The following is a 26,671-nucleotide window of genomic DNA, read 5'->3' on the forward strand; positions in this document are numbered from 1 at the left end:
CACCTCCGCTCGCAGACGGTGAGACCTTTCAGGACTCCTGCATGCTAGCCGCGTCGCCGGGGAAGCCTTCGCAGGATCGGACCCAGGAGGCTGTCGAGCTCACGCACGCGCAAGAGCCGCAGACCTCCGACGTACACCAACCCCATCAGGGTTCCGACGACCGCGCACTCGATGAGCGACGCGACGAACCCGCTAGACAGGACCCGTGCGAGCAGCCAGAGCGCGGTGATCCCGACGGCGGCCGAGACGAGGGCGGCAAGCCCGGCGCGCGCGTGCATCCGCAGGACGCGGGCGCCGTCGAGCGTTCCGACCCGCCGGCGCAGGACGAGCTGGGCGTAGACCATGCCGACCACGTACGACAGGCTCATGGAGAGCCCGATGCCGACGACCCAGTCGGTGGCAGGCAGGAACAGCCGCGACGCCCAGGACCCGGCGGCGACGACGCACGCCATGGCGATCTGGACGGGAACCATCGATCGGGCGTCCTCGTAGGCGTAGAACACGCGCTGGTACAGCGACCAGATGCCGAACGCGGGCAGGCCGACGATCATCGCCAGCACGACGGGTGCGATCGCTGCGGCGGACTGCGCGGCCGACGTGAACAGCAGCACGCGTGTCAGCGGCAGGGCGAGGACCGCGATGGCCGCCGTCGCGAACACCGTGAACACCCCGACCAGCCGCATGCTGTAGGAGACGTTGCTCCGGACGCGCTCGACGTCGTTGTCGTGTGCGTGCCCGGACAGACGCGTGAACATGGCCGTGGCCAGCGACACGGTCACCAACGAGTGCGGCAGCATGAACAGCAGGAAGCCCATGTCGTAGGCGTTGGTCCCCGCCACCGAGGCGTCGATCGAGCCGGCCGCCTTGGGTGCTGCGGACGAGACCCGGGACACCACGAGGTACCCCAGCTGTCCGATGCCGAGCCCGGCCAACGTCCAGGTGGCCACCCGACCGGCCGTCCCGAGGCCCGACCCGCGCAGGCCCCAGCGCGGCCGGTAGCGGACGCCCGCACGCCGCAGGGCGGGAACGAGGATCGCGGCCTGCGCGACGACACCGAGGGTCGCAGCCAGCGCGAAGAAGACGGCCTGACCGTTGCTCAGGTCGTCGGCCTGCACCGGGCCGTTCCGCTTGACGCCCTGGAACAGGACGATGAAGGCGAGGAACCCGACGATCGAGACGACGTTGTTGACGACCGGCGCCCACATGTACGGCCCGAACGAGCCGCGCGCGTTGAGCACCTGGCCGAGCAGCGCGTAGGCGCCGTAGAAGAAGAGCTGCGGGATGCACCAGAACGCGAACGTCGTCGCCAGCGACGTCTGTGCCGCGTTGCCGAAGTCGGAGTACAGGTTCACCAGCAGCGGTGCCGCGAGCGTGAGCACCAGGGTCAGCGCGGCCAGGATCACGAAGCCGAGGGTCAGGAGCTTGTCGACGTACTCCTGCCCGATGTTGCGCTTGTAGGCGCGCACGACCTGCGGGACGAGGATCGCGTTGAGCACGCCGCCGATGAGCAGCATGTAGAGGATGTTGGGCAGCTTGTTCGCCACGGCGAAGGCGTCGACGGCCTGCCCTGTACCGCCGATCGCGGCGGCTAGCACCATGACCCGCAGCAGGCCGAGCACGCGGGAGGCCGCGGTGCCCGACGCCATGACGGCGGCCCCACGCCGGATCCCGCCGTCCGAGGGCTCGTTCGCCGACGGTCCGTCGTCGGTGGACCCGGTCACGACTTGTCCTCGCTGCCGCCGAGCACGGGCAGCGGCGGCACCTTCTCGGCGTCGATGCGGGCCCCGCGCCGACCGCTCTGGCCGCGACGGATGGTGCGCACGATGCCGAGCACGAGACCGACGGCCAGCAGGACCCCGACCACGATCGTGCCGACGTTCTCGATGGTCGGCGCCACGCGCGCCGTGAAGGCGACCGGCTCGGCGACGGGAGTCCCGTCCTTCGAGGTCAGCGAGGCGACGACCACGACGTCGCAGTTGGCCCGCGCATGCAGGGTGACGGGGACGACCAGCTCGCTCTTCGGGTCGACCTTGACCGACGGGACGTCCTCCGCCTCGAGGCACGACTTGGCAGGTTCGACGTTGAGCGCCACGTCGACGGGGACCGACAGGTCGTTGGCCACGGTGAGCCGGATCTCGCCGGTCGAGCTGATGACGTTGACGTCGCTCACCTCACCGATCGACAGCCCGGTCGTGCGCGAGCCGAGGTCTGCGAGGACCCGGGTCACCAGGTCGGCGCGGCCCACGGGGTCGGCACGCCACGCGACGGCCAGCGGGGCGACGACCTCGGCATCGACGCCGTCGAGCAGCAGGTCCGGCTCGCTCGTGACGTTGGCGAAGGCGACGGCCTGGTCCCGGGCGCCGGCGAGCGCGCGCACGAGATCGACGGCGAGCGCCTCGGGGTCGTCCGCGCTCGCGGGCACGGATCCCTTGCCTGCGGTCTCGTCCGGGTCGAGCAGCGAAGAGGCCTGGGCCAGGTCGACCCACGGCGCGTCGTCGAGGGCGTCGAGCAGGGACGACACCGTCGCACGGTCCGGGGTCCAGTCCCTTCCGGCGGTGAGCAGCAGGTGCGGCTGGTCCGACTCGGTCTCCCGTGTCACGACGGCCAGCTCCGCGAGCGCACGCTGCGAGGTCGTCGCGGGCGTCGCCTGGGGGTCGATCACGGTCGGGTCCGTGAGCAGCGCACTGAGCCGAGCGTCGGGCACGAGCGCATGTACCGACCCGGCGGGCGTGCGCACGGTCGTGCTGGCCGGTGGCGTCGTGCCGTTCTTCGGGTCGTCCACGTCGACCGAGCCGGGTGCGACGACGATCGCGGGCTGGTGGACCTGCTCGGTGACGGCGACGGCGGTCTGGTCGAGCGAGGCGGAGGGGGCCCACAGGATCCCGGCCCCGTCGAGCCCGGCGGTCGCGGAGCCGTCGACGGCGAGCTGCACGAGCGGGACCTGCTCGGCGCGTGCGGCCGCGCCGACGTCGGGGTCGGACCAGGGCAGGGAGAGCACGTCGTGGTGCGCGAGGTCGTCGTCGAGCGACTCGGCCCACGCCTGTGCGCGGTTGCTCCCGACGGAGGCGGACGCGAGCAGAGCGGGATCGACCGCCACACCGATCCCGGGATTCGCCGCGAGGACGGACCTCAGGTCGTCGAGACGCCCACCGGCCGCGACGAGCGGGTCGAGGTCCGGGGACTGCGGCGTGAGCGGGTCCGCACCCGGGCCGGTCACGGGGACGAGGACCGACACGGGCGTGCGGGGGACCTTCGCGTCAGTGGTCATCCAGAGCAGGAACGTGCGCTCGAGGCCGACGCGTGTCCGGTTGTCCAGCGCCTCGACGGACAACCCGCGCGGACCCCAGACGTCCGGGAGGTCGAGCAGCCGGATCTTGGACGCGGGCACCTTGAGCTCGACAGAGACGGACTTGCCGACGCCGAGCGGCTCGGGCAGGACGACAGTCGCCACCGGAGGGCACGGAGCCCGCGAGGTGCAGGTGTCCGACGAGGTCCAGTCCTCCAGGCCGTCGCGCGTGCTCACGTTGAACCGGCTGAGGCGCAGGGTCGCGGTCGGCGTCTCGATGACCTCGGTGCCGGTGTTGCTCAGCGTGGCCACGACGGTCAGGTCCTCGTCGGGGCGCAGGATCGACGGCGTGATCGACTCGACCTCCACGGTGACCGGCAGCTGAGGTTCGTCGTCGTCGGTCGCCGCACCCGCCGGTGCCGCGAACGCGAGTGCCGCGCCCAGGGCCAGGGCCGCGCAGAGCATCCGGCGCAGCGTCGAGCGGGCTCTCATGCCTCGTCGTCGAGCACGAGCAGGGCGGCCTCGGCGAGCCGACGCTCGTTGGGGTAGGCCAGGACGCTGTGCAGCTCGGCCACGGGGATCCACGCGGCCTCCTCGGCCTCACCGTCCGGGTCGCCCTCGACCGAGAGCTCACCGCCCGTCGCGCCGAGCAGGAAGTGGTGCACCACCTTGTGCACGCGGCGGTCGTCGCCGCTGAACCAGTAGTCGATGACGCCGAGCCGCCGGAGGACGTGACCTTCGATGCCGGTCTCCTCGGCGATCTCCCGGACCGCGGCCTCCTCGGGGGTCTCCTCACCCTCGAGGTGCCCCTTGGGCAGGCACCACTCGAGGCGGCCGGCGCGGTTGCGGCGGGCGATCACGGCGGCGTGGTCGACCCCGTCGCGACGGCTCACCATGATGCCGCCGGCCGAGGTCTCGTCGACCACCGGGAGCGGAGGCGGCACCGGTCTGGTCGGCGTGAGCCGTGGGTCGATGCGCAGCGCGTGCCCACCCGGTGGCGCTGGCACGCCCCCGGGGAATGATGGGCGCGCCGGGCTGGACATCCCGCCACTGTAACGACTCGGCAGACCGCAGACGGCCCGCCGTGCGATGGAGCGGGCCGCCGAGTCTGGCAGGCTTGGACGAGTGCCCGCCGAACAGCCCGACCCGTCTGCCCTGGACGCCCTGCGTCGACGCGCCCTCAGTGTCCTGAGCAGCCTCCCGCCCGACGCCCTCGAGCTGGGTGAAACGTTCCGCGCTGCGGGCCACGAGCTCGCGCTCGTCGGAGGTCCGGTTCGCGACGCCTTCCTCGGACGTGCGTCGGCAGACCTGGACTTCACGACCTCCGCGTCGCCGGACGAGACCCTCGCCCTGCTCGCGCGGTGGGGCGACGCCCACTGGGACATCGGCAAGGAGTTCGGCACGATCGGCGCGCGTCGGTTCGCCGGACGCCGCTCCGGGACCGCGCAGGACGTCGTCGTCGAGGTCACGACCTACCGCACCGACGAGTACGACCCGACGAGCCGCAAGCCGCAGGTCGCGTTCGGCGACTCGCTCGAAGGGGATCTCTCCCGGCGCGACTTCACCGTGAACTCGATGGCGGTCCGGCTGCCCGAGCTGACGTTCGTCGACCCGTTCGACGGGTTGAGCGACCTCGCCGCCGGAGTGCTGCGCACGCCGGTGGACCCTCGGCAGTCGTTCGACGACGACCCGCTGCGCATGATGCGGGCCGCACGGTTCGCCGCACAGCTCGGGTTCGCGGTGGACCCGGCTGCACACGCGGCGATCGTGGACATGGCTGACCGCATCGCGATCGTGAGCGCCGAACGGGTGCGCGACGAGCTGAGCAAGCTGATGGTCTCGTCGGCACCACGAGGCGGTCTCGAGCTGCTCGTGGACACGGGACTGGCCCAGCACGTGCTGCCCGAGCTGCCGGCACTGCGCCTCGAGATCGACGAGCACCATCGGCACAAGGACGTCTACGAGCACTCGCTGACCGTCCTGGACAAGGCGATCGCCCTGGAGACCGATGCGGACGGTGCTGTACCCGGCCCGGACCTCGTGCTGCGCCTCGCTGCCCTGCTGCACGACATCGGAAAGCCCAAGACGCGTCGCCACGAGTCGGGCGGTGGCGTGAGCTTCCACCACCACGAGATGGTCGGAGCGAAGCTCGTCGCCAAGCGGCTCAAGGAGCTCCGGTTCGACAAGGCCACCGTGCAGGCAGTCGCCCGGCTCACCGAGCTGCACCTGCGCTTCCACGGCTACGGCGAAGGTGCGTGGACCGACTCCGCCGTCCGGCGCTACGTGACGGACGCCGGACCGCTGCTCGAGCGCCTGCACCGGTTGACCCGGTCGGACTGCACCACCCGGAACGTGCGCAAGGCGGCCCGGCTGTCCGCGGCCTACGACGACCTGGAGCGCCGGATCGCTGCCCTGCAGGAGAAGGAGGAGCTCGACTCGATCCGCCCCGACCTCGACGGCACGCAGATCATGGCGGTCCTCGACCTCGCACCCGGTCGTGAGGTCGGCGAGGCGTACAAGTACCTGCTCGAGCTGCGGATGGAACGAGGACCGCTCGGACCCGACGCCGCGCGCGAGGAGCTCCTCGCCTGGTGGGCTAGCCGCTCCTGACCACCAGCAGGCACACGTCGTCCTCCTGCTGGGTGCCGACGAGGCCCGCCACGAGTCGGTCGCGGATCGTCGCGGCGGACGCCCCTTCGGGGGTTCCGGCGAGCTCGTCCGACAGCGCGGCGATGCCCTCGCGCAGCCCCCGGTCGCGACGCTCGACGAGGCCGTCGGTGTAGAGCACGAGCACGGCGCCGTCGGGAACGCGAACAGCCGCCTCGGGGCGATCCGTGCCGGCGAGCCCGATCGGGGTGGACAGCCCCTGGTCGAGCTGGACCACGGCGCCACCTGGCAGTCGGAGCAGCGGCGGAGGGTGCCCGGCCCGCGCGTAGGCGACGTGAGCGCCGTCCGCCTGGGAGGTCCAGCGAACGTAGACGCAGGTGGCGATGTCGGCGATGTCGAGCCCGCGGACCAGCTCGTCGGCCCGGGACAGGACCGCGGCCGGGGACGAGCCCTCCCATGCGTAGGAGCGCAGCAGCGAGCGGAGCTGTCCCATGGACGCCGCGGCACGCAGGTCGTGCCCGACCACGTCACCGACCGCCAGGCCGACCGTCCCGTCGGGCAGCGGGAGCACGTCGAACCAGTCACCGCCCACCTGCGCACGCCGACCCGACGGCACGTAGGCGGTCGCGACGTCGAGGCCGGGGATCTCGGCGATCGTCGGCAGCAGGCTCTGCTGGAGGGTCAGCGCAGCGGAGCGCTCGGCCAGCAGCAGCCGGACGTTGTCGAGGGCGAGACCGGCGCGGCGGCCCAGGTGCGCAGCTGTCACGACGGCGTCGACGTCGAACTCGTCGGAGTGCACCAGGCAGAGCACTCCGATGACGCGGTCGCGGGCGCGCAGCGGGACGACCATGGCGGAGCCGAGACCGAGCCGGCGCAGGAGGTCGAGCTGCACGGGGCTCGTCCGGTCGGGGAGCCCGGCGGTGTCGATCCGGTACGGCGTCGCGACGAACCCGGGCGGGCTCGTGAGGGCCTCGGTCACCTTGGGCGCACGCGACAACCAGCCGACGTCCTCGTTCGCGAGAAGTCGGGCGAGCTCACGGTCCGTCGGGTCGGCGACGACCAGGTGGATGCGCGAGAACCGGCCCCGCTCGTCGGTCATCGCGACGAAGCCCCAGGTGGCCAGCGCCGGGATGGTGATGTCAGCCAGGGCGTCGACCGCCGCGTCGTAGTCGAGGTTGCGCGCGAGCTCGTCGCTGACCCGGGCGAGCAGGTCGAGCCGGGCCGTGGCCCGGGCGTCGAAACCGGCCTCGAGGTCGTGCGTGTGCTCGGGGGGCAGCTGCTCGGTGAGGCGAGCCTGGATGCCGACGTGGTGCGTGACGGTGCCGGTCTCGTCGGCGACCGGGCTGATGACCACCTGGTTCCAGAACGGCGTGCCGTCGCGGTGGTAGTTCCGCACGACCGTCGCGATCGTGCGGCCCGCGTCGAGCGCGGTACGGATGCGTGCGACCGTCCGCGGGTCGGTCTCGGCGCCCTGCAGGAACCGGCAGTTGCGGCCGACGACCTCGTCGACGGGGTAGCCCGTGAGGCGCGTAAACGCCGTGTTGACCCAGATCAACGGTCGGTCGGGCAGGCGAGCGTCGGCGATGCTGATGGACAGGTCGCTGTCCAGGACCGCTCGCACTGCCGCGTCGTCACTCACGCCGCGATGGGTTCCTGCGCGACCGCGACGGACCCGACACCGCGGGACACGAAGGCGTACGCGAGCGCGCCTGCCACGTAACCGAAGGCGAGGATGACGAAGAGTCCCTGCGAGTACCCGGTGTCCGGCAGCGTCAGCGCACCGAGTGCGGCGGCGCCGACGAAGGCTGCGTTGTAGAGCACGTCGTACAGCGCGAACGCCCGGCCCCGGTAGATGTCGTCGGTGTCGCGCTGGACGATCGTGTCCACGGCGATCTTGGCGCCCTGTGCCGCGAGGCCGAGCAGCACCGCAGCACACAGGACGACGGTGCGCGACGGGCTGGTCGCGAGGAGGAGCTGGCTGGCGGCGGCTAGCGAGAGGCACAGGACGATCCACACGTGCGGGCCGGTCAGCCGTGCGAGCACCGGCGTGATGAGGACCGCCAGGAAGAAGCCGAGCGCGGAGGCTCCGAGGATCGTCGCGAAGGTCTTCAGCCCTTCGTCGGTGTCGGCCGGGTCGGAGAGCAGGTTGCGCGCGATGAGGATGCTCGCGATGAACGTGACGCCGTACAGGAAGCGGTGCACGGCCATGATGCCGAGAGCGCGCGCGGGTGTGCGCCTGGCGACCAGGTACTTGGCCCCCGCGACGAAGCCGCGGAAGATCAGCCCGAGCTGGGCGCGCAGCTGGGCGGCGTTCGCGCGCACGTCCGGACCCAGCCGGTCCTTGCCCAGCCGCGTTGCCAGGGCGGCCGCGATCGCCATCACGCCGGCCGCCGCGATGAGCGCCGCGGCGTCCTTGCCGCGTCCGGCCGGGAGCACCAGACCGAGCAGGAGCCCGATGGCCCCGCCGAACCCTGCGGCCGCAGCGCCCAGCGTCGGGGTCAGGGAGTTGGCCGTGAGCAGGAGAGGACCGTCGACGGTGCGGGGCAGCGACGCGGAGAGGGCCGAGAGCAGGAACCTGTTGGCCGACAGGTTGACCAGTGCGAGGGCGTAGACGACCGCGTTCACACCCTCGGTCAGCATGATCACCGCGATCAGCACCGTGAGCGCGACCCGCACCAGGTTCCCGACGAACAGCACCTGCCGTCGTCGCCACCGGTCGAGGAGGACGCCCGCCCACGGGCCGACGATCGTGAACGGCAGCAGGAGGACCGCGAACGCGGCAGCGACGCCCGTCGCGGTGCTGGCGTTCTCCGGGGAGAAGAAGAACAGGGTCGCGAGGCCGACCTGGAACATGCCGTCGGACGTCTGGCTGACGAGTCGCACAGCGAAGAGCTTGCGGAAGTCCCGCAATGGCCAGAGGGCCTTGAGATCGGCGATCACCTGCACGGGCACATCCTCGCACCCAGCCTCTCCGACTCACCCCTTCGTGTGTCCTTGGGTCGCGTGCGTGTGGTCCAGGCGGTGGTGTGTCGTGGCACGGGCTGATGATCATCGAGGGAGGTCGCGATCCGGCTCGGACGCTGAGCGGCTGAAGTTCGTCCGACCTCTGCAGAACCACGGCTCGGTCGGGGATCGTTCTTCTATCGCCGGCACCAACGCAGGTGCCGTGTGATGGGACGCGGGGTAGGCGTGAGTCGCTGGGAGCCGGTGCTGGAGCGGATGGTGCAGGAGCGCTATCCGCAGCTGGTCGCTCGGGCGATGCTGCTGTGCTCGTCGCGGGCAGACGCGGAGGACGTCGTGCAGGAGGCGTTGATCTCCACGTTCTCTGGCCGGGCCCGCTTCACGACGATGGCCGAGGCGGAGCAGTACGTCCGGCGGGCCATCGTCTCGCGGTTCATCGACGGCACCCGTCGGCGCGGGCGCGAACGAGCGCTGCTCGACCAGGTGAGGCCGCTCCCTGTCGTCGCGACGGCGGACGGGATGGCCGCACAGCTCGAGGCGGCGCTAGCACAGCTGCCGCCACGGCAGCGCGCCTGCGTGGTGCTGCGCTACCTCGACGACGTGCCCGTACGTGAGACGGCGTCGCTGCTCGGTCTCTCCGAGGGTGCGGTGAAGCGGTACACCGCAGACGGGATACGAGCGCTCAACGCTCTGCTCGGCACTCAGGGTTCGGTGCACGACGACAGCGTCCGGATCCTCTCGACCCAGAAGGGCGGCGGGCACGGTGCGTGACCTCGCAGACTTCATGAACGACGCGCTCGCGGAGCGGTCCGGCTCGCTGTCGGACCTGCCGACGACGTCCGTGGGCGAGCGCGTCCGCCGCAAGGTCCGGTTCCGACGCGCTCGTCGGCACACCCTCGAGGCGGGCGGCGTGGCCGCGATCGTGGCAGTCCTCGGGACCGCGACCTGGCTCGGGACGAACGGGCGGCACGACCCGGTGCCCGCCGTCAGCCCCACGACCTCCACGCCGTCGCCCACGCCGTCGCCCACGCCGTCCGACACGTCACCCGCGGTGGCCGACGAGATCCCGGGCCTCCCGCCGACGTACGCGATGCCTCCCGGACTCCTCGAGCGGACGACGACAGGTTGGGTGCTGTCGATCTACCGATCGGACGGCAACTCCGACACCGGCCAGGTGACCTACACCGTGGTGCTCGGCTCGCCCGAGGGCACCCTGTACCGGGTGCTCGACCTGCCCGCCGACCCGACGATGAACGTGGTGCTGGAACGGTGGGACGCCGGGTCGGCGACCGCCGTCGTCCACACCTCGTCGTCGCTGGACTCGACTGACGACAACCCACGCGCCATCCTCGACCTCGCGACCGGGACCGTGACTCCCGATGACCGCGGGATGCAGGCGCACGCGCAGTACGTCGGACAGGACGCCTCGGGCGCCGAGCTCTGGATCCAGCCGGCCTACGCGAGCCTCTCATCCGTCGCGGACGCCGAGCTGCTCACGATCCGGGAGGGCACGCGGGCTCAGAGTGTCGCCACGCTCAGCGGTGCCTATGGGCCGATCCTCGTGAACCCGACGGGCACACGCGCGGTCTTCCACATGGGTGCGTTCCTCGGTGCCGTCGACCTGGCCACGCAATCGGTGGTCACGGCGGACTACGGGATCGAGGGCATGGAGTGCGGGGTGGTCGGGTGGACCGACGCGGTCACCGTCCTGGTCTCGTGCTGGGACAACGTGAACTGGTCGCCCGACGCGGGTCTCTGGACCATCGACGTCGCATCCGACCCGCGCAGGACAGCGCACGTCCGGGACCTCGCGGAGTCGGATGCGCGCCCGGCGGTCTGGGGCGGGGCGTGGGTCAGCGACGGCGTTCTTGCGGCGCCGAGCTACCCGAGCCAGGATCAGAACGGCTGCCCGGAAGGCGTGTCGACCTGGGCGTCCGGTCTGCCCACGGTGGTCGCGGACGGGCACGGCAAGGTGCACTGGACTGCGACCGTGGTCGACGGTGTGATCTACGCGTCGTACGCGACGTCGTGCGGGGAGGTGTGGCCCGCAGCTGTCGAGGCATTCCCCGCGGACGGCGGTTCGATCGTGCTCCTGCCGCTACCCACGCCAGACCCCGACGGGCGCGAGTGGAACGGCATGACGTCCTGGGTCCCGGCCAGATGAGACGGGTGAGGGTGATCGTCTCCTGGACGATCGCCCGCCAAGGGTCCTGAGGACGACGAAGGCGCGCACCCCCTGGTGGGAGTGCGCGCCTTCGACGTGAATCGAGGTGCTAGAAGCTCAGCGCTCGTTCTTGGTGGTCGCGCCGAGCCTTCGTTCCGCTACGGCTCAGCGCTCGTTCTTGTGGTCGCGCCGAGCCTTCGTTCCGCTACGGGCGAGTGCGCTGGCGCGCCCTCACCCTGCGCTGCACTACGGCTCAGCGCTCGTTCGTTCCGGCGATGAAGGCCTCGAGCTGCTGGCGACCGAGGGTGTCCTCCATCTGCACGGGCGGGGACTTCATGAAGTACGTCGACGCGGACAGGATCGGGCCACCGATGCCGCGGTCCTTGGCGATCTTCGCGGCGCGCAGGGCGTCGATGATGATGCCGGCCGAGTTGGGCGAGTCCCAGACCTCGAGCTTGTACTCGAGGTTCAGGGGCACCTCGCCGAACGCGCGACCCTCGAGGCGGACGTAGGCCCACTTGCGGTCGTCGAGCCAGGCGACGTAGTCCGACGGGCCGATGTGGACGTTGCGGTCCTCCTTCTTGCCGCCCAGGGGGCCGGTCAGGTTGGAGGTCACGGCCTGCGTCTTGGAGAGCTTCTTGGACTCCAGGCGCTCACGCTCGAGCATGTTCTTGAAGTCCATGTTGCCGCCGACGTTCAGCTGGTACGTGCGGTCCAGCACGACGCCGCGGTCCTCGAAGAGCTTCGCGAGGACACGGTGCGTGATGGTCGCGCCGACCTGCGACTTGATGTCGTCGCCGACGATCGGGACACCGGCAGCCTCGAACTTCGCGGCCCACTCGGGGTCGGACGCGATGAAGACGGGCAGCGCGTTGACGAAGGCGACGCCGGCGTCGATGGCGCACTGCGCGTAGTACTTCGCGGCGACCTCGGACCCGACGGGCAGGTAGCAGATGAGGACGTCGACACGGGCCTCACGCAGGGCGGCGACGATGTCGACCGGCTCGGCGTCCGACTCCTCGATGGTCTCGCGGTAGTACTTGCCCAGACCGTCGTTGGTGTGGCCACGCTGCACGGTCACGCCGAGCGGCGGGACGTCGGCGATCTTGATGGTGTTGTTCTCGGAGGCGACGATGGCCTCGGAGAGGTCGAAGCCGACCTTCTTCGCGTCCACGTCGAACGCGGCGACGAACTCGATGTCGCGGACGTGGTAGTCGCCGAACTGCACGTGCATGAGACCCGGCACGGTGCTGTTGGCGTCTGCGTCGGCGTAGTAGTGCACGCCCTGGACAAGCGACGCGGCGCAGTTGCCGACGCCGACGATGGCGACGCGGATGGAGGTCATCCTCGCTCCTTCTCGGTGGTTCGCGGTGGTACGACGTCGTCGTCACCAGCGGTGGTGTCAGCAACGGCCGGACGGCCGGTGCCTGCAGGACGGGTGCGACGTACGCCGCGCTCGTTGTCGATCAACCCGTCGAGCCAGCGGACTTCACGCTCGACCTGTTCGAGGCCGTGCCGCTGGAGCTCGAGGGTGTACTCGTCCATGCGCTCGCGGGTGCGGGCGAAGGACTGGCGGACCGTCTCGAGTCGTTCGGTCAGGCGCGTGCGCCGACCCTCGAGGATCCGAAGCCGGGTCTCGGCGTCGGTCTGCGCGAAGAACGCGAACCGGACGTCGAAGTTCTCGTCCTCCCAGGTGGCCGGGCCGGACGACGCGAGGATCTCCTGGAGATGCTCCTTGCCGTCGGCGGTCAGCTGGTAGACGATGCGTGCGCGCTTGGACGCCACGGTGTGCGGTGCGACGACAGACTCGGTGCCCTGGATCCACCCGCGGTCGACGAGCGACTTGAGGCAGGGGTACAGCGAGCCGTACGACAGCGCCCGGAAGGATCCGAGCACCAGGTTGAGGCGCTTGCGCAGCTCGTAGCCGTGCATGGGCGTCTCGTGCAGCAGCCCGAGGATGGCCGGCTCGAGCACGTCGGAACGACCGCGCACGGGGGACACCTCCTCAACCTGTTGTGGACTCGATGTATCAACTCGATACATCCGGAGAGTATGTCGAGTTGAACGAACAGGGCAAGTCACGTGGCCGACAGGTGACCCACGCCACGCGCGGCAGGTCGATCTGCGGCGGGTCTTCGCGCAGGTCGTAGCGATCGTGTGAAGGGTCCGCAGCGGGGTCCGAGGTCCCAGGATCTGCCCAGCGGGGTCCCCCATACTGGGCATCGTCGGCAGAGGTGCGCCCATTTCGGGCGCCTCACGTCGCCGTGACCAGTTGATCGACGGAAGGCATCGCCTTGGCAAGCACGAACCGAAGGGCCGCGCCCGCACGGAGCAGGCGCAGTGCACCCCGCGGGTCGAAGCGCCGAACGGGACCGAAGAAGAAGTTCTTCGACTACCCCCGTACCGGGTTCCACGGACTGCACCGTTGGCTGCCGTCGTGGCGCGTCGTCGTCGGGACGTTCCTGGGTGTCGCCTTCCTCGGTGCCGGCTCCGTCGTCGCCGCCTATGCGTTCACGGAGGTCCCGGACGCGTCGGCCGCCGACGTCGAGGCGCAGACCACGACCGTCTACTTCGCTCCGAACGACGACGGAACCCCCGGCCCGGTCATGGGCACGTTCTCCACGCAGAAGCGCACGATCGTGGACTACGAGACGCTGCCCAAGTACGTCGGTCAGGCCACCGCTGCCGCCGAGGACAAGCAGTTCTACACCAGCAGCAGCGGCATCTCGATCACCGGGATGGGCCGCGCGCTGATCAACAACCTCAAGGGTGGCAAGACCGAAGGTGGGTCGACGCTCACGCAGCAGTACGTCGAGCGGTACTACGTGGGCTCGACGACGACCGACTACGTGGGCAAGGCCAAGGAGACGCTGCTGGCGATCAAGATCGCCAAGACGCAGACCAAGCCCGAGATCATGGGTCGCTACCTGAACTCGATCTACTACGGCCGCGACTCGTACGGGATCCAGGCTGCGGCACAGTCGTACTTCGGTGTCGACGCTGCCGCGCTGACGGTCGAGCAGGCCGCTCTGCTGGCTGGCATCATCCCGTCGCCGAACAACTGGGACCCGGCCAACTCGCCCGCGAAGGCCGAGGCTCGGTGGAACATCGTGCTCGACTCGATGGTCGAGGAGGGGTGGATCACGGGTACTGCCCGTGCCGCCATGGTCTTCCCGCCGACGGTCGAGCCGGTCGAGAGCAACACCTGGGCCGGCACCAACGGCTACCTCCTCGAGATGGTGGTCAAGGAGCTGGCCAGCGAGCCCTACAAGCTCGACCGCGACGAGCTGAACCGCGGCGGCTACAAGATCGTCACGACGATCAAGCAGCCGATGCAGGACAACGCCGTCGCCCAGGTCAACGGCTTCATGGCGGGCGGCATCGAGGGCCAGCGCGGACAGGCGCCCGACCCGCACGTGCGCGTCTCGCTGACCTCCGTCGACCCCAAGGACGGCGCGATCCTCGCCCTCTACGGCGGTCCCGACTACCTCACCGACGGCAAGAACCGCGCGACCTACGACAAGATCCAGGCCGGCTCGACCGCCAAGCCGTTCACCCTCATCGCGGCCCTTCAGGAGGGCATCCCGCTCTCGACGAAGTTCAAGGCCGGCTCACCCATGGTCATCCCGGGCTGGGATGCAGCGGTGAAGGACACGGTGCACAACTTCAGCGACGGCGGGCACGCCCCGATGGACCTCGTCCAGGCGACCGCCCAGTCGCAGAACACGGTCTACGCCCAGCTGAACCTGCAGGTCGGTGCCGACAAGACCGCGAAGGTCGCGGCGGACGCCGGCGTCTCGCAGGAGGACTTCGGCCTCGTCAACAGCAACGTCCTGGGCGCAGGACTGGTCAAGCCGATCGAGATGGTCGGCGCGTACGCGACGATCGCGTCGGGCGGCTACAAGGACACGCCGTTCATCGTGCGGACCGTCTCCGACAGCAAGGGCGCCGTGGCGTTCGAGCACCAGAGCGAGCACAAGCAGGTCTTCGCACCCGACGTCATGGCCGACACCACCTACGCCATGCAGCAGGTCGTCGAGTCCGGCTCGGGCGAGGACTGGGTCAAGCCTCTCGGTCGGCCCATCGCGGGCAAGACCGGAACCGCGACGGGCAACAAGTCGGCATGGTTCATCGGGTTCACCCCGAACATCGTGACCGAGGTGTCGCTCAGCCAGACGCCCGCCGACGGCACAGCTGGGCTGGACACGATCACCCCGCTGGGCCAGGCCAAGAACGGGCGGACGCTCAGGGAGGTCACCGGCGGTTCCTGGCCGGCGATGCTGTGGGCGTCGTACATGAAGCCCGTCTTCGACATGCCGGCCTACGCCGAGGTGCTCGAGTTCCCCGAGCGCGCGAACGTGGGGGGCAAGCCCAAGGAGACCGCGAAGCCGGCCCCCACGGAGACGGTCGCACCCCCGGCCCCGACCGAGGAGGCGCCGCAGCAGATCACCGTGCCCGACGGCCTCGAGGGCAAGCTCGAGGCCGACGCGACCGCGACCGTGGTGAACGCCGGGCTCGTGCCGAGCGTCGTCTCGGAGTCGTCGGACACCGTGACCATCGGTCGGGTGATCCGCGTCGATCCCGGCAGTGGGTCCACGATCGTGCAGGACGGGACCGTGACGATCGTCGTCTCGACGGGTCCGAAGAAGGCGCCGCCCGCACCCAAGCCGACGCCGACACCCACGCCGACGCCGACGGAGCCGCCCGCTAAGGAACCGGCTCCCTGATCTCCCCAGGACCCGGCCCTGTGCACAGCCGATTTCGGCACGTGCCCCGGGCCGGGTAGCCTTGGGGGCTGCTGTGCCCACAGTGACCGCCGCCATCGGTGGGAGGTGCGGGATGTCGTGCTCGGGTTCGCCCGGGCGGGACACTCAGCGACGCACACAACCCTCCTGCCACGGATCGACCGTGGCCGCTGAGACCAGAGGAGGTGGGTATGAGCCTGCGTCAGTACGAACTCATGATCATCCTTGACCCCGAGATCGAGGAGCGCACCGTTGCTCCGTCGCTCGACAAGTACCTGACGGTCGTCAAGACCGACGGTGGCTCTGTCGACAAGGTCGACATCTGGGGCCGTCGCCGCCTGGCGTACGACATCCAGAAGAAGTCCGAGGGCATCTATGCCGTCATCGACTTCCACGCGACGCCCGCGACCGCCAAGGAGCTCGACCGCCAGCTCGGCCTCAACGAGGTCGTCCTGCGGACCAAGGTCCTGCGCGCCGACGCCTGATCTCTTGTGGGTGCCCGCACGTAGCGTGCGGTTCCACATCATCCGACTGATTCCGAACGAGCGAGGAGCTGGGTATGAGCGGTGAGACCGTCATCACGGTGATCGGGAACCTGACCGGGGATCCCGAACTGCGCTTCACCCCTTCGGGGGCTGCGGTCGCGAACTTCACCGTCGCGTCCACCCCCCGCACGTTCGACCGCCAGAGCAACGAGTGGAAGGACGGCGACACGCTGTTCCTGCGCTGCTCCATCTGGCGGGAGGCGGCCGAGTCGGTCGCCGAGTCACTCACCAAGGGCACCCGCGTCATCGTGACCGGCCGGCTCGTGCAGCGCTCGTATGAGACCCGTGAGGGCGAGAAGCGCACCGTGTACGAGCTCCAGGTCGACGAGGTCGGCCCGTCCCTGCGCTACGCCACGGCCAAGGTCACCCGGACTCAGCGTTCGGGTGGCGGCGGCGGTGGCTTCGGTGGAGGCGGCGGTGGCGGCTACAACGGTGGCGGCGGCGGCTCGAGCGGTGGCGGCAGCCAGCAGGACGACCCGTGGGCCACGCCCACCGGTGGGTCCGGCGGCGCCGGCTACTCCGACGAGCCTCCGTTCTGATCGGCGCTCGACTCTCATAACGTCCCCATCCCCGGGCATGGCAACGCCCGGGGCTCCAGCAGACAAGGAGCACCACGATGGCCAAGGCCGTGGTCCGTAAGCCAAAGAAGAAGCAGAACCCGCTCAAGGCAGCGAAGATCGACGTCGTCGACTACAAGGACACTGCGCTGCTGCGCAAGTTCATCTCCGACCGCGGGAAGATCCGCGCTCGCCGGGTGACCGGTGTGTCCGTCCAGGAGCAGCGTGCGATCGCGCGCGCCGTCAAGAACGCCCGCGAGATGGCACTCCTGCCGTACTCGTCGTCGGCACGCTGAGAGAGGAGACCATCATGGCGAAGATCATCCTGACCCACGAGGTCACCGGTCTCGGTGAGCCCGGCGACGTGGTCGAGGTGAAGGACGGGTACGCCCGGAACTTCCTCGTCCCGCGCAACCTTGCGACGGCCTGGACCAAGGGCGCCGAGAAGGACGTCACCGCGATCCGCAAGGCCCGCAAGGCCCGCGAGATCGCGACGCTCGACGACGCCAAGGCGATCCGCGACTCGCTGCAGAGCAAGCCGGTCGTCGTGTCGGCCAAGGCCGGCGAGGCGGGCCGTCTGTTCGGTGCCGTCACGACCGCCGAGATCGCTGACGCGGTCAAGAAGTCGGGCGCGCCCCAGATCGACAAGCGGAAGGTCGAGATCGGTCAGCCGATCAAGGCCCTCGGCGAGTACCAGGTGTCGGTCCGTCTGCACGCAGACGTCTCGGCGACGGTGACCGTCAAGGTCGTCGCAGCCTGACCTAGCCCCACCAGCGGCGCCCCGTTCCTCTCGAGGAGCGGGGCGCCTCTGTCTGCGGTGCGCCGCGGGTCAGGCGCCGGTGACCATCCAGTGCGTGCCGCGCGCCCGCAGACCCGTGGTGACCGCTCGGGCGAGCATGAAGACGCCGGCGAACGCGGCCCACAGCCACGCCAGCCCTGCTGCCGCGCCCGACGGGGACGCATGCCGGACGGCAAGGGCGAAGGGCACGTAGACGAGCAGGGTGCCGATGCCGGCCCAGGCGAGGAAGCGACCGTCCCCAGCGCCGATGAGGACGCCGTCGAGCACGAACGTCCACCCAGCCATCGGCATCGTGATCCCGGCGACGACGAGGGCCACGACGGCGGCGTGCTGGACGGCGTCGTCCGAGGTGAACAGCGGGACGTACGCCCACGCGAGGCCGCCGAGCACGAGCCCGAGCACAGCCCCGGCGCCAACGCCCCACAGCAGCGTGCGGCGGAGCAGCGCGCGCACCAGCGGCACGTCGGAGGCGCCGAGACCGTGGCCGACGAGCGCCTGGGCGGCGATGGCCAGCGCGTCGAGCGCGAAGGCCGCGAGGCCCCAGACCGCACTCACGATCTGGTGCCCGGCGAGAGGGACAGGTCCGAGGCTCGTCGCGACCACGACGGTGAGCAGGATGGCCACCCGCAGCGACAACGTGCGGACGAACAGCGGGAGACCCGCGCGTGCGTTGGCCAGGATGCCGCCGGCCGCCGGTCGCAGGGAGGCGCCGACGAGGCGAGCTCCGCGCACGACCACGACGCTCAGCGCCACGCCCATCGCGACCTGCGTGATCGCGGTCCCCAGGCCCGAGCCCGCGATGCCCATGCCCACGCCGTAGACGAGGACGACGTTGAGCACGGCGTTGCCGACGGCGCCGAGGCTTGCGACGACGAGCGGGGTGCGGGTGTCGAGGAGGCCGCGCAGCGCACCGGTCGAGGCGAGGACCAGGAGCATCCCGGGCAAGCCCGGGGAGGACCAGCGCAGGTAGATGACCGCCTGCTCCGCCACCTCGCCGGTAGCCCCGAGCGCGCCCACGAGCCACGGTGCCGTGAGCCACGTGGCTGCGGCCAGCAGGATTCCCAGGCCGAGCGCGAGCCACATGCCGTCGACGCCGAGCTGGAGCGCGCCCGACCGGTCACCCGTGCCGAGGCGTCGTGCGACGGCCGCGGTCGTGGCGTAGGCAAGGAAGACGCACAGGCCGATGACCGTGATCAGGATGGTCGAGGCGAGCGCGAGACCGGCGAGGGGAGCGGTGCCGAGGTGTCCCACGACCGCCGAGTCGACGAGGACGAACAGCGGCTCGGCGACCAGTGCGCCGAGCGCCGGGACGGCGAGGGCCAGTATCTGCCTGTCCACGCCCGGTGGTGTGTGTCCGACAGATGAAATCCCGGCCAACCCTTCGTCGATCCACAGGAACTTCTGAGCGTTTGCGCCGGTCGAAGGCCGAAACGCGGGTGAAACTTCTTCGTCGTCCACATGCCTGTCCACGGTCTGTGGGCAACTCGCCAAGGTTATCCACAGGACGTCGACAGGTCGCGGGGCCCTGTCCACAGATCCTGACCCGCGCCCCACAGAGGACGTGACCGCCGCCCACAGCCCGATTTCTCCGACTTGGACAGCCGCGACATGGGCCCTAGGTTGCCAGGTGCGGTCTCGGCGTGACGTAGGTGGAGCGGCCCTCGCCCGGCGAGGATGTCAGACCCCCAGAGTACATATGTTCGAACGATGACGATGGGGAAGCGATGACGATCGAAGAGCTCGAGGGGTACGGCGCGCCGTCCGGCAGCCGTTCCGGAGGTGGCGGCTACGACCGCACCCCGCCCCAGGACCTCGATGCTGAGCGCTCGGTGCTGGGCGGCATGATGATCTCGAAGGACGCCATCGCCGACGTCGTCGAGCAGATCCGCGGCACCGACTTCTACCGCCCGGCCCACGAGGTGGTCTACGACGCGATCCTCGACCTGTACGGCCGCGGCGAGCCGGCGGACGCCATCACGGTCGCCGACGAGCTGACCAAGCGCGGCGAGATCGGCCGCATCGGCGGCGCGCCGTACCTCCACACCCTCATCTCGTCGGTCCCGACCGCCGCGAACGCCGGCTACTACGCGCGCATCGTTCGCGAGCGCTCGGTGCTCCGCAAGCTCGTCGAGGCCGGCACGCGCATCGTGCAGCTCGGCTACGGCACCGACGGCGGTGACGTCGACGAGATCGTGAACAACGCCCAGGCCGAGGTCTACGCCGTCACCGAGCGACGTTCGTCCGAGGACTACCTGATCCTGGGCGACATCATCGGCGGCGCGGTCGACGAGATCGAGGCAGCCGGCCACCGCGGCGAGGGCATGATCGGCGTGCCGACGGGCTTCTCGGACCTCGACAGACTCACCAACGGCCTGCACCCCGGACAGATGATCGTCCTGGCCGCCCGCCCAGCCATCGGCAAGTCGACGATGGGGATCGACATCGCCCGGTCGGCGTCGATCAAGCACAACATGACGTCGGTCGTGTTCTCGCTCGAGATGAGCCGCAACGAGATCACCATGCGTCTGCTGTCGGCCGAGGCACGCGTCCACCTGCAGAAGCTGCGCAACGGCCAGATGGGCGAGGACGACTGGGCCAAGATCGCGGCGACCATGGGCAAGATCTCCGAGGCCCCGCTGTTCATCGACGACTCGCCGAACATGTCGCTGATGGAGATCCGCGCCAAGTGCCGTCGACTCAAGCAGCGCCACGACCTCAAGCTCGTCGTCATCGACTACCTGCAGCTCATGTCGTCCGGCAAGCGCGTCGAGTCCCGCCAGCAGGAGGTCTCGGAGTTCTCCCGTGCCCTCAAGCTGCTGGCCAAGGAGCTCGAGGTCCCGGTCATCGCGATCAGCCAGCTGAACCGTGGCGCCGAGCAGCGCACCGACAAGCGCCCGCAGATGAGCGACCTGCGTGAGTCGGGCTCGATCGAGCAGGACGCCGACATCGTCATCCTGCTGCACCGCGAGGACGCCTACGAGAAGGAGTCCCCGCGCGCGGGCGAGGCAGACGTCATCGTCGCCAAGCACCGAAACGGCCCGACCGACACGCTCGTCGTCGCGTTCCAGGGCCACTACTCACGCTTCGTAGACATGCAGGCCTGACGACCGCTGTAAGTTCCGGCCAGGTGTTGTGGATTCCAGCCCGTGAGTGTGGGGCCGCTGTGCCGTCCGGCAGAAGCTGTGGTGTCGGCCATCCGTGGATGACGTTGGCCCCGTAGGCGCCCGATCGGCGATCGACGTTCCACGACGCGAGAAGACCTCCGGGGTCGAAGCGGAGCCTGTCGAGGCCCCGATCCACGGAGGTCTCTCGTCACGTCAACACCGGTTTCGGCCAGTACATCTAGTCCGGTCGGGCGGCCTCGGCGACCTTGGCGGTGTCGACGAACTGCTCGGAGCGCACTATTTGGCCTCCTCGGACGACGAAGTGGTGGGCGACCCGAACGTCCAGAGGCTTGCGCGTGGTGCGGTGCGCGGCGGTGTACCGGGCCAAGACGACCACGTTCTCACCGTCGACGACGTAGGTGTCGTCATGCGCGGTCCAGCCGTCCCAGTCCCCACCGAGAACCTCCATGACGTTTGAGGTGACGCCCTCCGGGGTGCGATAGGTGCGAGCCAGAGGGAAGCCGGCCATCTCGGTCCACTCGACGTCGGGGGCGAGCGTCGCTCGCAGTGCGACCAGGTCGCCGGCGGCGGATGCGAGGTACTGGCGGCGCACGACGTCGCGGGGCGCGGTCGAGGTGGTGGGGTCGGGTGCGTCGGTCAGCCCCATGTCATCTCCCCCTTGGCCACCTTGGGTTCGAGCTGGGCAGCGATCAGCATCCCGGAGCTCGGGTAAGCCTCGATGTACAGGCTCTCGGTCGCCTCGCTCAGCGCCCGAGCAGGGCGCGCGGCTCTCGCGGTAGGCGTGTGTCAGCGCCTGAGCAGGGCGCCCACCTGGGTCCGGATGTCCTGCGTGATCTCCTCGACGCTCAGTCCGGTGTTCACGCTCGCCGCCATGGCAAGGAACATGACCGCGGACACGACCCGGGCCAAGGTCGCTGCCTGGTATCCTGCGACGCGCTCGTCCCGGCGCAGCACGGCGGCGATCGCCTCCTCGGTCCGCTCGACGATGGCCAGCGCCTCGCGATGGCGGGGCTCTTCGGGGTCCCCGAAGACCATCTCGCGCAGGTAGGTCCGCCCGTTGTCGATCTGCACGCGGTTGCACATCACGATCGGGCGCACTACCGCCATGACGGCGTCCACCACATCGGCGAGGGGCTCGGCGTCCGCGATGCCACGCTCGAGGGCGTCGGCGTAGTGGGCGTTCTGGACCAGCAGGAGGAGCTCCCCCTTGGTCTTGGCGTAGAGGAACAGCGTCCCGGCGCCGATGTCAGCTCTGTCGGCGATCTGCTGGGTCGTGACCTCCTCGACGCCGTGCGCGGCGAACAGCTCGCTTGCGGCGGCGACGATGCGTTCGAGCTTGGCCTGCTTGTTCCGCTCGCGCCGACCAACCGAGGGGGCGACTGACATGGGGTGTCCTCCCGGGAATGAATCCTGACTCGACTCAGTTACGAGCATAGTCACTAGCGCGTGGGCTCGAATGTGCCTTTGTTCATTCTTCCACGTCCGGGCGGAGCACCTGCGCCCCCTCGGAGACAGCGGTGGCGTGACGATCGACGGAAGGACCGCCCGACCCATGACCACGTCCTCTTCTCTCTGGCAGCCGTTCACGCTCGGCCGGGTGGAGCTCAGGCACCGGCTGGCACTGGCGCCGATGACCCGCAGCCGAGCGAACCCGGACGGCTCACCAGGCCCGCATGCGGCGACGTACTACGGGCAGCGTGCTTCGCTCGGTCTGATCATCACCGAGGGTGCCCAGCCCTCGGAGGACGGCCAGGGCTACGCCAACACCCCCGGGATCCACACCCCGGCGCACGTCGAGGGTTGGCGCGAGGTCGCGGACGCGGTGCACGCCCGTGGTGGCGCCCTGTTCATCCAGCTCATGCACGTCGGGCGGGTCTCGCACCCGGACAACACCCCGCACCACCGTCAGCCTGTTGCACCCTCGGCGATCTCCGCCGACCAGGACATGTTCACCGCGTCCGGGCCGCAGAAGACCCCGGTGCCGCGTGCACTGACCGAGAGCGACATCCATGCGACCATCGACGACTTCCGCCGGGCCGCGGTCTTCGCCATCGCCGCGGGCGCCGACGGCGTGGAGATCCACGGGGCGAACGGGTACCTGCCGCACCAGTTCCTTTCCCCGAACGCCAACCATCGCACCGACGCCTACGGCGGCTCGGTGGAGAACCGGTCCCGGTTCCTCGTCGAGGTTGCCCGGGCCGTGGCCGAAGAGATCGGCGCGGATCGCACCGGCATCCGCATCTCGCCGGCGATGCCTCTCGGCGGGATCGACGAGGGCGACACCGCGAGCGTCCGGGCGCAGTACCGACACCTCGTGGGTGAGCTCGCCCCGCTGAACCTGGCTTACCTGCACGTGCATCACGTCGGTGACGACGAGCTGCTGCGCTCGTTCCGGGAGGGGTGGCCCACGGCGGTGCTCGTCGTCCGCTACGGGCGCACCCGCGAGCAGATCGCCGACGACATCGACGCCGGACTGGCCGACATCGCCCCGCTGGGCCGGTTCGCGTTGGCCAACCCCGACATCGTCGAGCGGCTGCGCACCAGCGCCCCGCTGAACGAGGTCGACCCGACCACGCTGTACGGAGGCGATGCGGCCGGCTACACCGACTACCCGACCCGCGTGCGCGCCTGATCTGCGCGCGTGCTCGCCCCGTCGCCCCGGCGGGCGGGCCTCATCGACCGAGTCGGTGCGCACAGACCGGTGCGCACCATACGCACGAACAGAAGGAACACGAAGATGCCCACTCTTGACGGAGCAGTCGTCCTGATCACCGGAGCCAACGGCGGGATCGGCACCCAGTTCGTCCACGACGCCCTCGCCCGCGGAGCGAAGAAGGTGTACGCGAGCGCCCGCAACCCCCGAGCCTGGGACGACGAGCGCATCGTGCCCCTGACCCTGGACGTCACCAACCATGCCTCGATCCAGGCGGCCGTCGAGGCCGCACCGGACGTGACGGTGCTGATCAACAACGCGGGTGCCTCGGTCGCCACGGCGGGCATCCTCACCCACACCGACGAGGAGATCCGCGCCAACGTCGAGACCAACTTCCTGGGCCCGCTGTTCGTGGCCCGCGCGTTTGCACCAGTCCTGTCCGCGAAGCGGGAGTCGGTGCTCATCGACATCCACTCTGCGCTGAGCTGGTGGGCGGCCGCTGGGATCTACAGCGCCACCAAGGCTGCCCTGTGGTCGGCGACCAACTCGCTGCGCCTCGAGCTCGCCCCCGCGGGCGTGCACGTCGTGGGGGTCCATGTCGGCTATGTCGACACGGCCATGGCCGCTAGTGCGACCGGGCCCAAGGTGGACCCGGCCGATCTCGTGCGCATCGTGTTCGACGCCGTGGAGGCGGGGGAGTACGAGGTGCTCGCCGACGAGACGTCCGTGCAGCTCAAGGCCGGGCTCAGCGCCCCCATCGAGGTGCTCTACCCCCAGCTGAACACCTCGAAGCCCTGACCGACCGGGGTGGTGGTGCGGCTCGGACGTTCGAGCGCCGCGCGGCACCACCGCTCCGTCTGGCACGACACGCCGCGGGCCCCGTTCGACGCCGCGGGCGACGGAGCGCGCTGCGTCATGCCCGACGAACGCGCGGTTCGTCGCGGGTCCGGCCGATACGCTAGGCGGTTGGCTCGAGAGAGACACTGCGCACGCCTTCGCCGACTACGCGGCCGTCGTCGGGGCGCGCCTCGGTGACCGCGTCGACACCGGGACGACGCTCAACGGGCCCTGGTGCTCTGCCTACCTGGGTTACGGCTCGGGGGTGCATGCCCGGGTTGCAGGGGCGCGAGGAGCCCCTCCGGGCCGTGCACCACCTGAACCTGGCCCACGGCCTGGGCCTGCAGGCACTGCGGTCCGTCGTCAGCGCGGACGCACGCTACTCCGTGACGCACAACCTGCATGTCTTCCGGCCCGACGGCCCCACGGGACAGAGGGCGCGCGACAAGGTCGAGTCGCTCGCGAACGACGCCTTCCTGGGCCCGATGCTCGAGGGCTCGTACTCGCGTCGGCTCGTCAAGACCACCAGCCAGGTCACCGACTGGTCGTTCGTTCTCGACGGTGACCTCGCGCGCATCCATCAGCCGATCGACGTGCTGGGAGTCAACTACTACAACACCAACCGCGTGCGGCTCTGGGACGGCGTCGGTCAGCGAGGGCGCGCGGACGGCTCAGGCTGCCGGTCGCGCGCAGGCCGCGTTCCTGCGCATCGTCGGAAGCGTGGTCGGTGCGGGCTCAGCGCTGGTTCGCGAGGCCGATGTGCTCCCCGAGCCGGTACTCGAAGTCCAGACCAGCCTGCTCGGCCGCAGCCTGGGCGCCGGCCGCCCGGACGAGGAAGCCCGGCAGGGTCAGGGAGTGCTCGAACTCGCGGTAGGCCGCGACCAGGTCGGCGTCGGGCGGCAGCGTGGCCCGGTTGATCTGGGCCTTCGCAGCCGAGATCGAGGCGCGGTCGAACGTGGAGAGCCGCCCGACGACAGCGTCGACGAACCCGTCGAGCTCGTCGTCGGGCAGGGCACGGGTGACCCACCCCCACCGCTCGGCGGTGCGGGCGTCGTAGTCGTCGCTGGTGAGGATGGCCTCAAGAGCCCGGTCCCGCCCGATGACGCGGGGCAGGCGCTCGCCGGCGCCGCCGCCGGGGATCAGCCCGGAGCCGACCTCGGGCTGCCCGAAGAGCGCCTTCTCCTGGCTGGCGTAGCGCAGGTCCAGGGCCAGCGCCAGCTCGTTGCCCCCGCCGCGCGTCCGACCGCGGATGCTCGCGATCGTGACGTATGGGGCTTGCGTGAGCCGGATGACCAGCTCGGTCCACGCCGACGGGGCGTCGACGTCGTCAGGAGCGGGGAAGTCGGCGGCGGCGGCGAGGTCGAAGTGGTTGTAGAAGAAGTCCGGCGTCGCGCTGTCGAAGACGACTACCTGGATGTCGGGGTCGGTCGCCAGACGGTCGATGATCTCGGTGAGCCGCAGCACGCTCTCGCCGACGACCAGGTTGACGGGCGGGTTGGCGAACGTGATGCGGGCGACCTGGGCGGATGTGCGCTCGAAGGCGATGGTGCTGGTCATGGTCAGGCCTTTCGGGACGAAATCGGGTTGGACTGATGACGGGCGAGGTAGACCGGGTGGGCACGGCCTTGCCCCGCCGTGCTACTGCTCGAAGTGCGGCAGGATCGTGCTGTCCGCGACGTAGGTCAGGGCGGCGGTGACGTCGTAGGCGTGGATCGCGGAGGCGTGCGGGGCGATCAGCTCGCTGAGGCCCGCGGCGTGCGCGCCGGTGAAGAAGGCGTCTCGGGCATCGTCGTCGGCGAACCCGAGCATGAGCGAGGCGTGCAGGTGCTGGTCGCCGGGGTTGTCGTGTGCGACGTGCGGGGTGTCCCAGGTCTTCTCGGTCCACGGCAGGAACACCTGCGTGCGCAGGTCCTTCAGGATCCCCGTGCCGATGAGGGCGGGCACGAGGGTCTTCCTGACGAACTGGTGGAACTCGACCGTGCCGACCCCGGCGCGCCGCCGCAGGTAGACGACAGCCCGTGACCCCGGCTTCTCGCCCGGGGCGATGTCGTACCAGCGGGAGGAGTTCGGTGGGCCGGCGTACAGGAGGGTGCGACGGAAGATATTGACCTCGTCCTCGAACGCCGGTGCGGTCTGCTTGCGTCCCATCAGTGGAGAGAGCGCGTTCTCGAAGGTGACCTCGGCGATCCCGTCGACCTTGCGCTCGGCGGGGATCGCGGTCTCGACTCCCGCGGTGGGCGGCCAGCGGCCGGGGTTGTGCTCCTCGAGGTGGATCTGGCGGTACTCGAGGAGTCCCGGGGTGGCCGAGATGATGCCCGAGTGCGGGCCTTTCCAGCGGTCCATGCCGTTCTGGCGGGGGATGTCGGTGCGCATCCACAGCAGGATCGAGGAG

23 protein-coding genes and 1 pseudogene are annotated in these 26,671 nt (G+C 70.2%); 12 read left to right on the plus strand and 12 right to left on the minus strand.

Translation table 11 applies throughout. The features are described from left to right. Positions 1-44 precede the first annotated feature (44 nt). From murJ to AC1DPN_RS17785, 3 genes are read right to left on the minus strand one after another with little or no spacing between them, the layout of a single operon-like run. Positions 45-1,721: a murein biosynthesis integral membrane protein MurJ gene (gene murJ, locus AC1DPN_RS17775; RefSeq protein ID WP_477086101.1), complete on the minus strand. Its 1,677-nt coding sequence runs from the start codon at positions 1,719-1,721 to the stop codon at positions 45-47. Beyond that, positions 1,718-3,778, minus strand: coding sequence for a DUF6049 family protein (locus AC1DPN_RS17780; protein ID WP_477086102.1), 2,061 nt, complete (start codon positions 3,776-3,778; stop codon positions 1,718-1,720). Before AC1DPN_RS17780 ends, murJ begins: the two co-directional genes overlap by 4 nt. Beyond that, on the minus strand, positions 3,775-4,329 hold the full coding sequence (locus AC1DPN_RS17785; protein ID WP_477086103.1) for an NUDIX hydrolase: 555 nt from the start codon (positions 4,327-4,329) through the stop codon (positions 3,775-3,777). The genes AC1DPN_RS17780 and AC1DPN_RS17785 overlap by 4 nt, the downstream gene beginning before the upstream one ends. Positions 4,330-4,375: 46 nt before the next feature. On the opposite strand from AC1DPN_RS17785, the gene AC1DPN_RS17790 reads away from it, so the two are divergent. Then, positions 4,376-5,896, plus strand: coding sequence for a CCA tRNA nucleotidyltransferase (locus AC1DPN_RS17790; RefSeq protein WP_477086104.1), 1,521 nt, complete (start codon positions 4,376-4,378; stop codon positions 5,894-5,896). On the opposite strand, the gene AC1DPN_RS17795 is transcribed toward AC1DPN_RS17790, so the two are convergent. Both AC1DPN_RS17795 and AC1DPN_RS17800 read right to left on the minus strand, forming a co-directional pair. Continuing rightward, entirely contained in the window at positions 5,883-7,532 is a 1,650-nt protein-coding gene (locus AC1DPN_RS17795) for a PP2C family protein-serine/threonine phosphatase (protein WP_477086105.1), read from the minus strand. The two genes, AC1DPN_RS17790 and AC1DPN_RS17795, sit on opposite strands and share 14 nt — an antisense overlap. After that, positions 7,529-8,839, minus strand: coding sequence for an MFS transporter (locus AC1DPN_RS17800; protein ID WP_477086106.1), 1,311 nt, complete (start codon positions 8,837-8,839; stop codon positions 7,529-7,531). Before AC1DPN_RS17800 ends, AC1DPN_RS17795 begins: the two co-directional genes overlap by 4 nt. Before the next feature lie 243 nt (positions 8,840-9,082). On the opposite strand from AC1DPN_RS17800, the gene AC1DPN_RS17805 reads away from it, so the two are divergent. After that, positions 9,083-9,625 (plus strand): sigma-70 family RNA polymerase sigma factor, encoded by a 543-nt coding sequence (locus AC1DPN_RS17805; protein ID WP_477086107.1) that lies wholly within the window; start codon positions 9,083-9,085, stop codon positions 9,623-9,625. Then, positions 9,618-11,018: a hypothetical protein gene (locus AC1DPN_RS17810; protein ID WP_477086108.1), complete on the plus strand. Its 1,401-nt coding sequence runs from the start codon at positions 9,618-9,620 to the stop codon at positions 11,016-11,018. Before AC1DPN_RS17805 ends, AC1DPN_RS17810 begins: the two co-directional genes overlap by 8 nt. Before the next feature lie 253 nt (positions 11,019-11,271). Here the strand turns inward: AC1DPN_RS17810 and AC1DPN_RS17815 are convergent, their stop codons facing one another. Together AC1DPN_RS17815 and AC1DPN_RS17820 are read right to left on the minus strand one after the other, a co-directional pair. Further along, positions 11,272-12,363, minus strand: coding sequence for an inositol-3-phosphate synthase (locus tag AC1DPN_RS17815; RefSeq protein ID WP_477086109.1), 1,092 nt, complete (start codon positions 12,361-12,363; stop codon positions 11,272-11,274). Beyond that, positions 12,360-13,010 (minus strand): PadR family transcriptional regulator, encoded by a 651-nt coding sequence (locus AC1DPN_RS17820; protein ID WP_477086110.1) that lies wholly within the window; start codon positions 13,008-13,010, stop codon positions 12,360-12,362. Before AC1DPN_RS17820 ends, AC1DPN_RS17815 begins: the two co-directional genes overlap by 4 nt. Positions 13,011-13,312: 302 nt before the next feature. Between AC1DPN_RS17820 and AC1DPN_RS17825 the strand changes: the two genes are divergently transcribed. From AC1DPN_RS17825 to rplI, 5 genes are all read left to right on the plus strand, one after another. Beyond that, on the plus strand, positions 13,313-15,745 hold the full coding sequence (locus AC1DPN_RS17825) for a transglycosylase domain-containing protein (RefSeq protein WP_477086111.1): 2,433 nt from the start codon (positions 13,313-13,315) through the stop codon (positions 15,743-15,745). Positions 15,746-15,954: 209 nt separating this feature from the next. Then, entirely contained in the window at positions 15,955-16,248 is a 294-nt protein-coding gene (rpsF, locus tag AC1DPN_RS17830; RefSeq protein ID WP_477086112.1) for a 30S ribosomal protein S6, read from the plus strand. Positions 16,249-16,322: 74 nt separating this feature from the next. Then, positions 16,323-16,847 (plus strand): single-stranded DNA-binding protein, encoded by a 525-nt coding sequence (locus AC1DPN_RS17835; RefSeq protein WP_477086113.1) that lies wholly within the window; start codon positions 16,323-16,325, stop codon positions 16,845-16,847. A 77-nt stretch (positions 16,848-16,924) separates the two neighbouring features. Then, positions 16,925-17,161, plus strand: a complete 237-nt coding sequence (gene rpsR / locus AC1DPN_RS17840) for a 30S ribosomal protein S18 (protein ID WP_028051084.1) — start codon at positions 16,925-16,927, stop codon at positions 17,159-17,161. A 14-nt stretch (positions 17,162-17,175) separates the two neighbouring features. Then, positions 17,176-17,625 carry a 50S ribosomal protein L9 gene (gene rplI / locus AC1DPN_RS17845; protein WP_477086114.1) on the plus strand — a complete coding sequence of 150 codons (450 nt, stop codon included), beginning with the start codon at positions 17,176-17,178 and terminating at the stop codon, positions 17,623-17,625. A gap of 69 nt (positions 17,626-17,694) precedes the next feature. On the opposite strand, the gene AC1DPN_RS17850 is transcribed toward rplI, so the two are convergent. After that, positions 17,695-19,059: an MATE family efflux transporter gene (locus AC1DPN_RS17850; RefSeq protein WP_477086178.1), complete on the minus strand. Its 1,365-nt coding sequence runs from the start codon at positions 19,057-19,059 to the stop codon at positions 17,695-17,697. Positions 19,060-19,388: 329 nt separating this feature from the next. Between AC1DPN_RS17850 and dnaB the strand changes: the two genes are divergently transcribed. Continuing rightward, positions 19,389-20,768 carry a replicative DNA helicase gene (gene dnaB, locus AC1DPN_RS17855; protein WP_477086115.1) on the plus strand — a complete coding sequence of 460 codons (1,380 nt, stop codon included), beginning with the start codon at positions 19,389-19,391 and terminating at the stop codon, positions 20,766-20,768. Between the two features lie 238 nt (positions 20,769-21,006). Here the strand turns inward: dnaB and AC1DPN_RS17860 are convergent, their stop codons facing one another. Then, positions 21,007-21,435: a nuclear transport factor 2 family protein gene (locus AC1DPN_RS17860; RefSeq protein ID WP_477086116.1), complete on the minus strand. Its 429-nt coding sequence runs from the start codon at positions 21,433-21,435 to the stop codon at positions 21,007-21,009. A 140-nt stretch (positions 21,436-21,575) separates the two neighbouring features. After that, entirely contained in the window at positions 21,576-22,175 is a 600-nt protein-coding gene (locus AC1DPN_RS17865; protein WP_477086117.1) for a TetR/AcrR family transcriptional regulator, read from the minus strand. A gap of 166 nt (positions 22,176-22,341) precedes the next feature. Here AC1DPN_RS17865 and AC1DPN_RS17870 point away from each other — a divergent pair, with 166 nt between their 5' ends. The 3 genes and pseudogenes from AC1DPN_RS17870 to AC1DPN_RS17880 all read left to right on the plus strand — a co-directional run. Further along, entirely contained in the window at positions 22,342-23,421 is a 1,080-nt protein-coding gene (locus AC1DPN_RS17870) for an alkene reductase (RefSeq protein ID WP_477086118.1), read from the plus strand. Between the two features lie 105 nt (positions 23,422-23,526). Continuing rightward, entirely contained in the window at positions 23,527-24,240 is a 714-nt protein-coding gene (locus AC1DPN_RS17875; protein ID WP_477086119.1) for an SDR family oxidoreductase, read from the plus strand. A gap of 172 nt (positions 24,241-24,412) precedes the next feature. Beyond that, positions 24,413-24,899 (plus strand): annotated as a pseudogene (locus AC1DPN_RS17880) (family 1 glycosylhydrolase); the annotation flags it as partial. A 115-nt stretch (positions 24,900-25,014) separates the two neighbouring features. On the opposite strand, the gene AC1DPN_RS17885 reads toward AC1DPN_RS17880, so the two are convergent. After that, positions 25,015-25,836, minus strand: coding sequence for an enoyl-CoA hydratase/isomerase family protein (locus AC1DPN_RS17885; protein WP_477086120.1), 822 nt, complete (start codon positions 25,834-25,836; stop codon positions 25,015-25,017). A gap of 81 nt (positions 25,837-25,917) precedes the next feature. Next, positions 25,918-26,652 carry a strictosidine synthase gene (locus tag AC1DPN_RS17890; protein WP_477086121.1) on the minus strand — a complete coding sequence of 245 codons (735 nt, stop codon included), beginning with the start codon at positions 26,650-26,652 and terminating at the stop codon, positions 25,918-25,920. Between the last annotated feature and the right edge of the window lie 19 nt (positions 26,653-26,671).

Source organism: Cellulomonas sp. P4_H4, assembly GCF_056400865.1.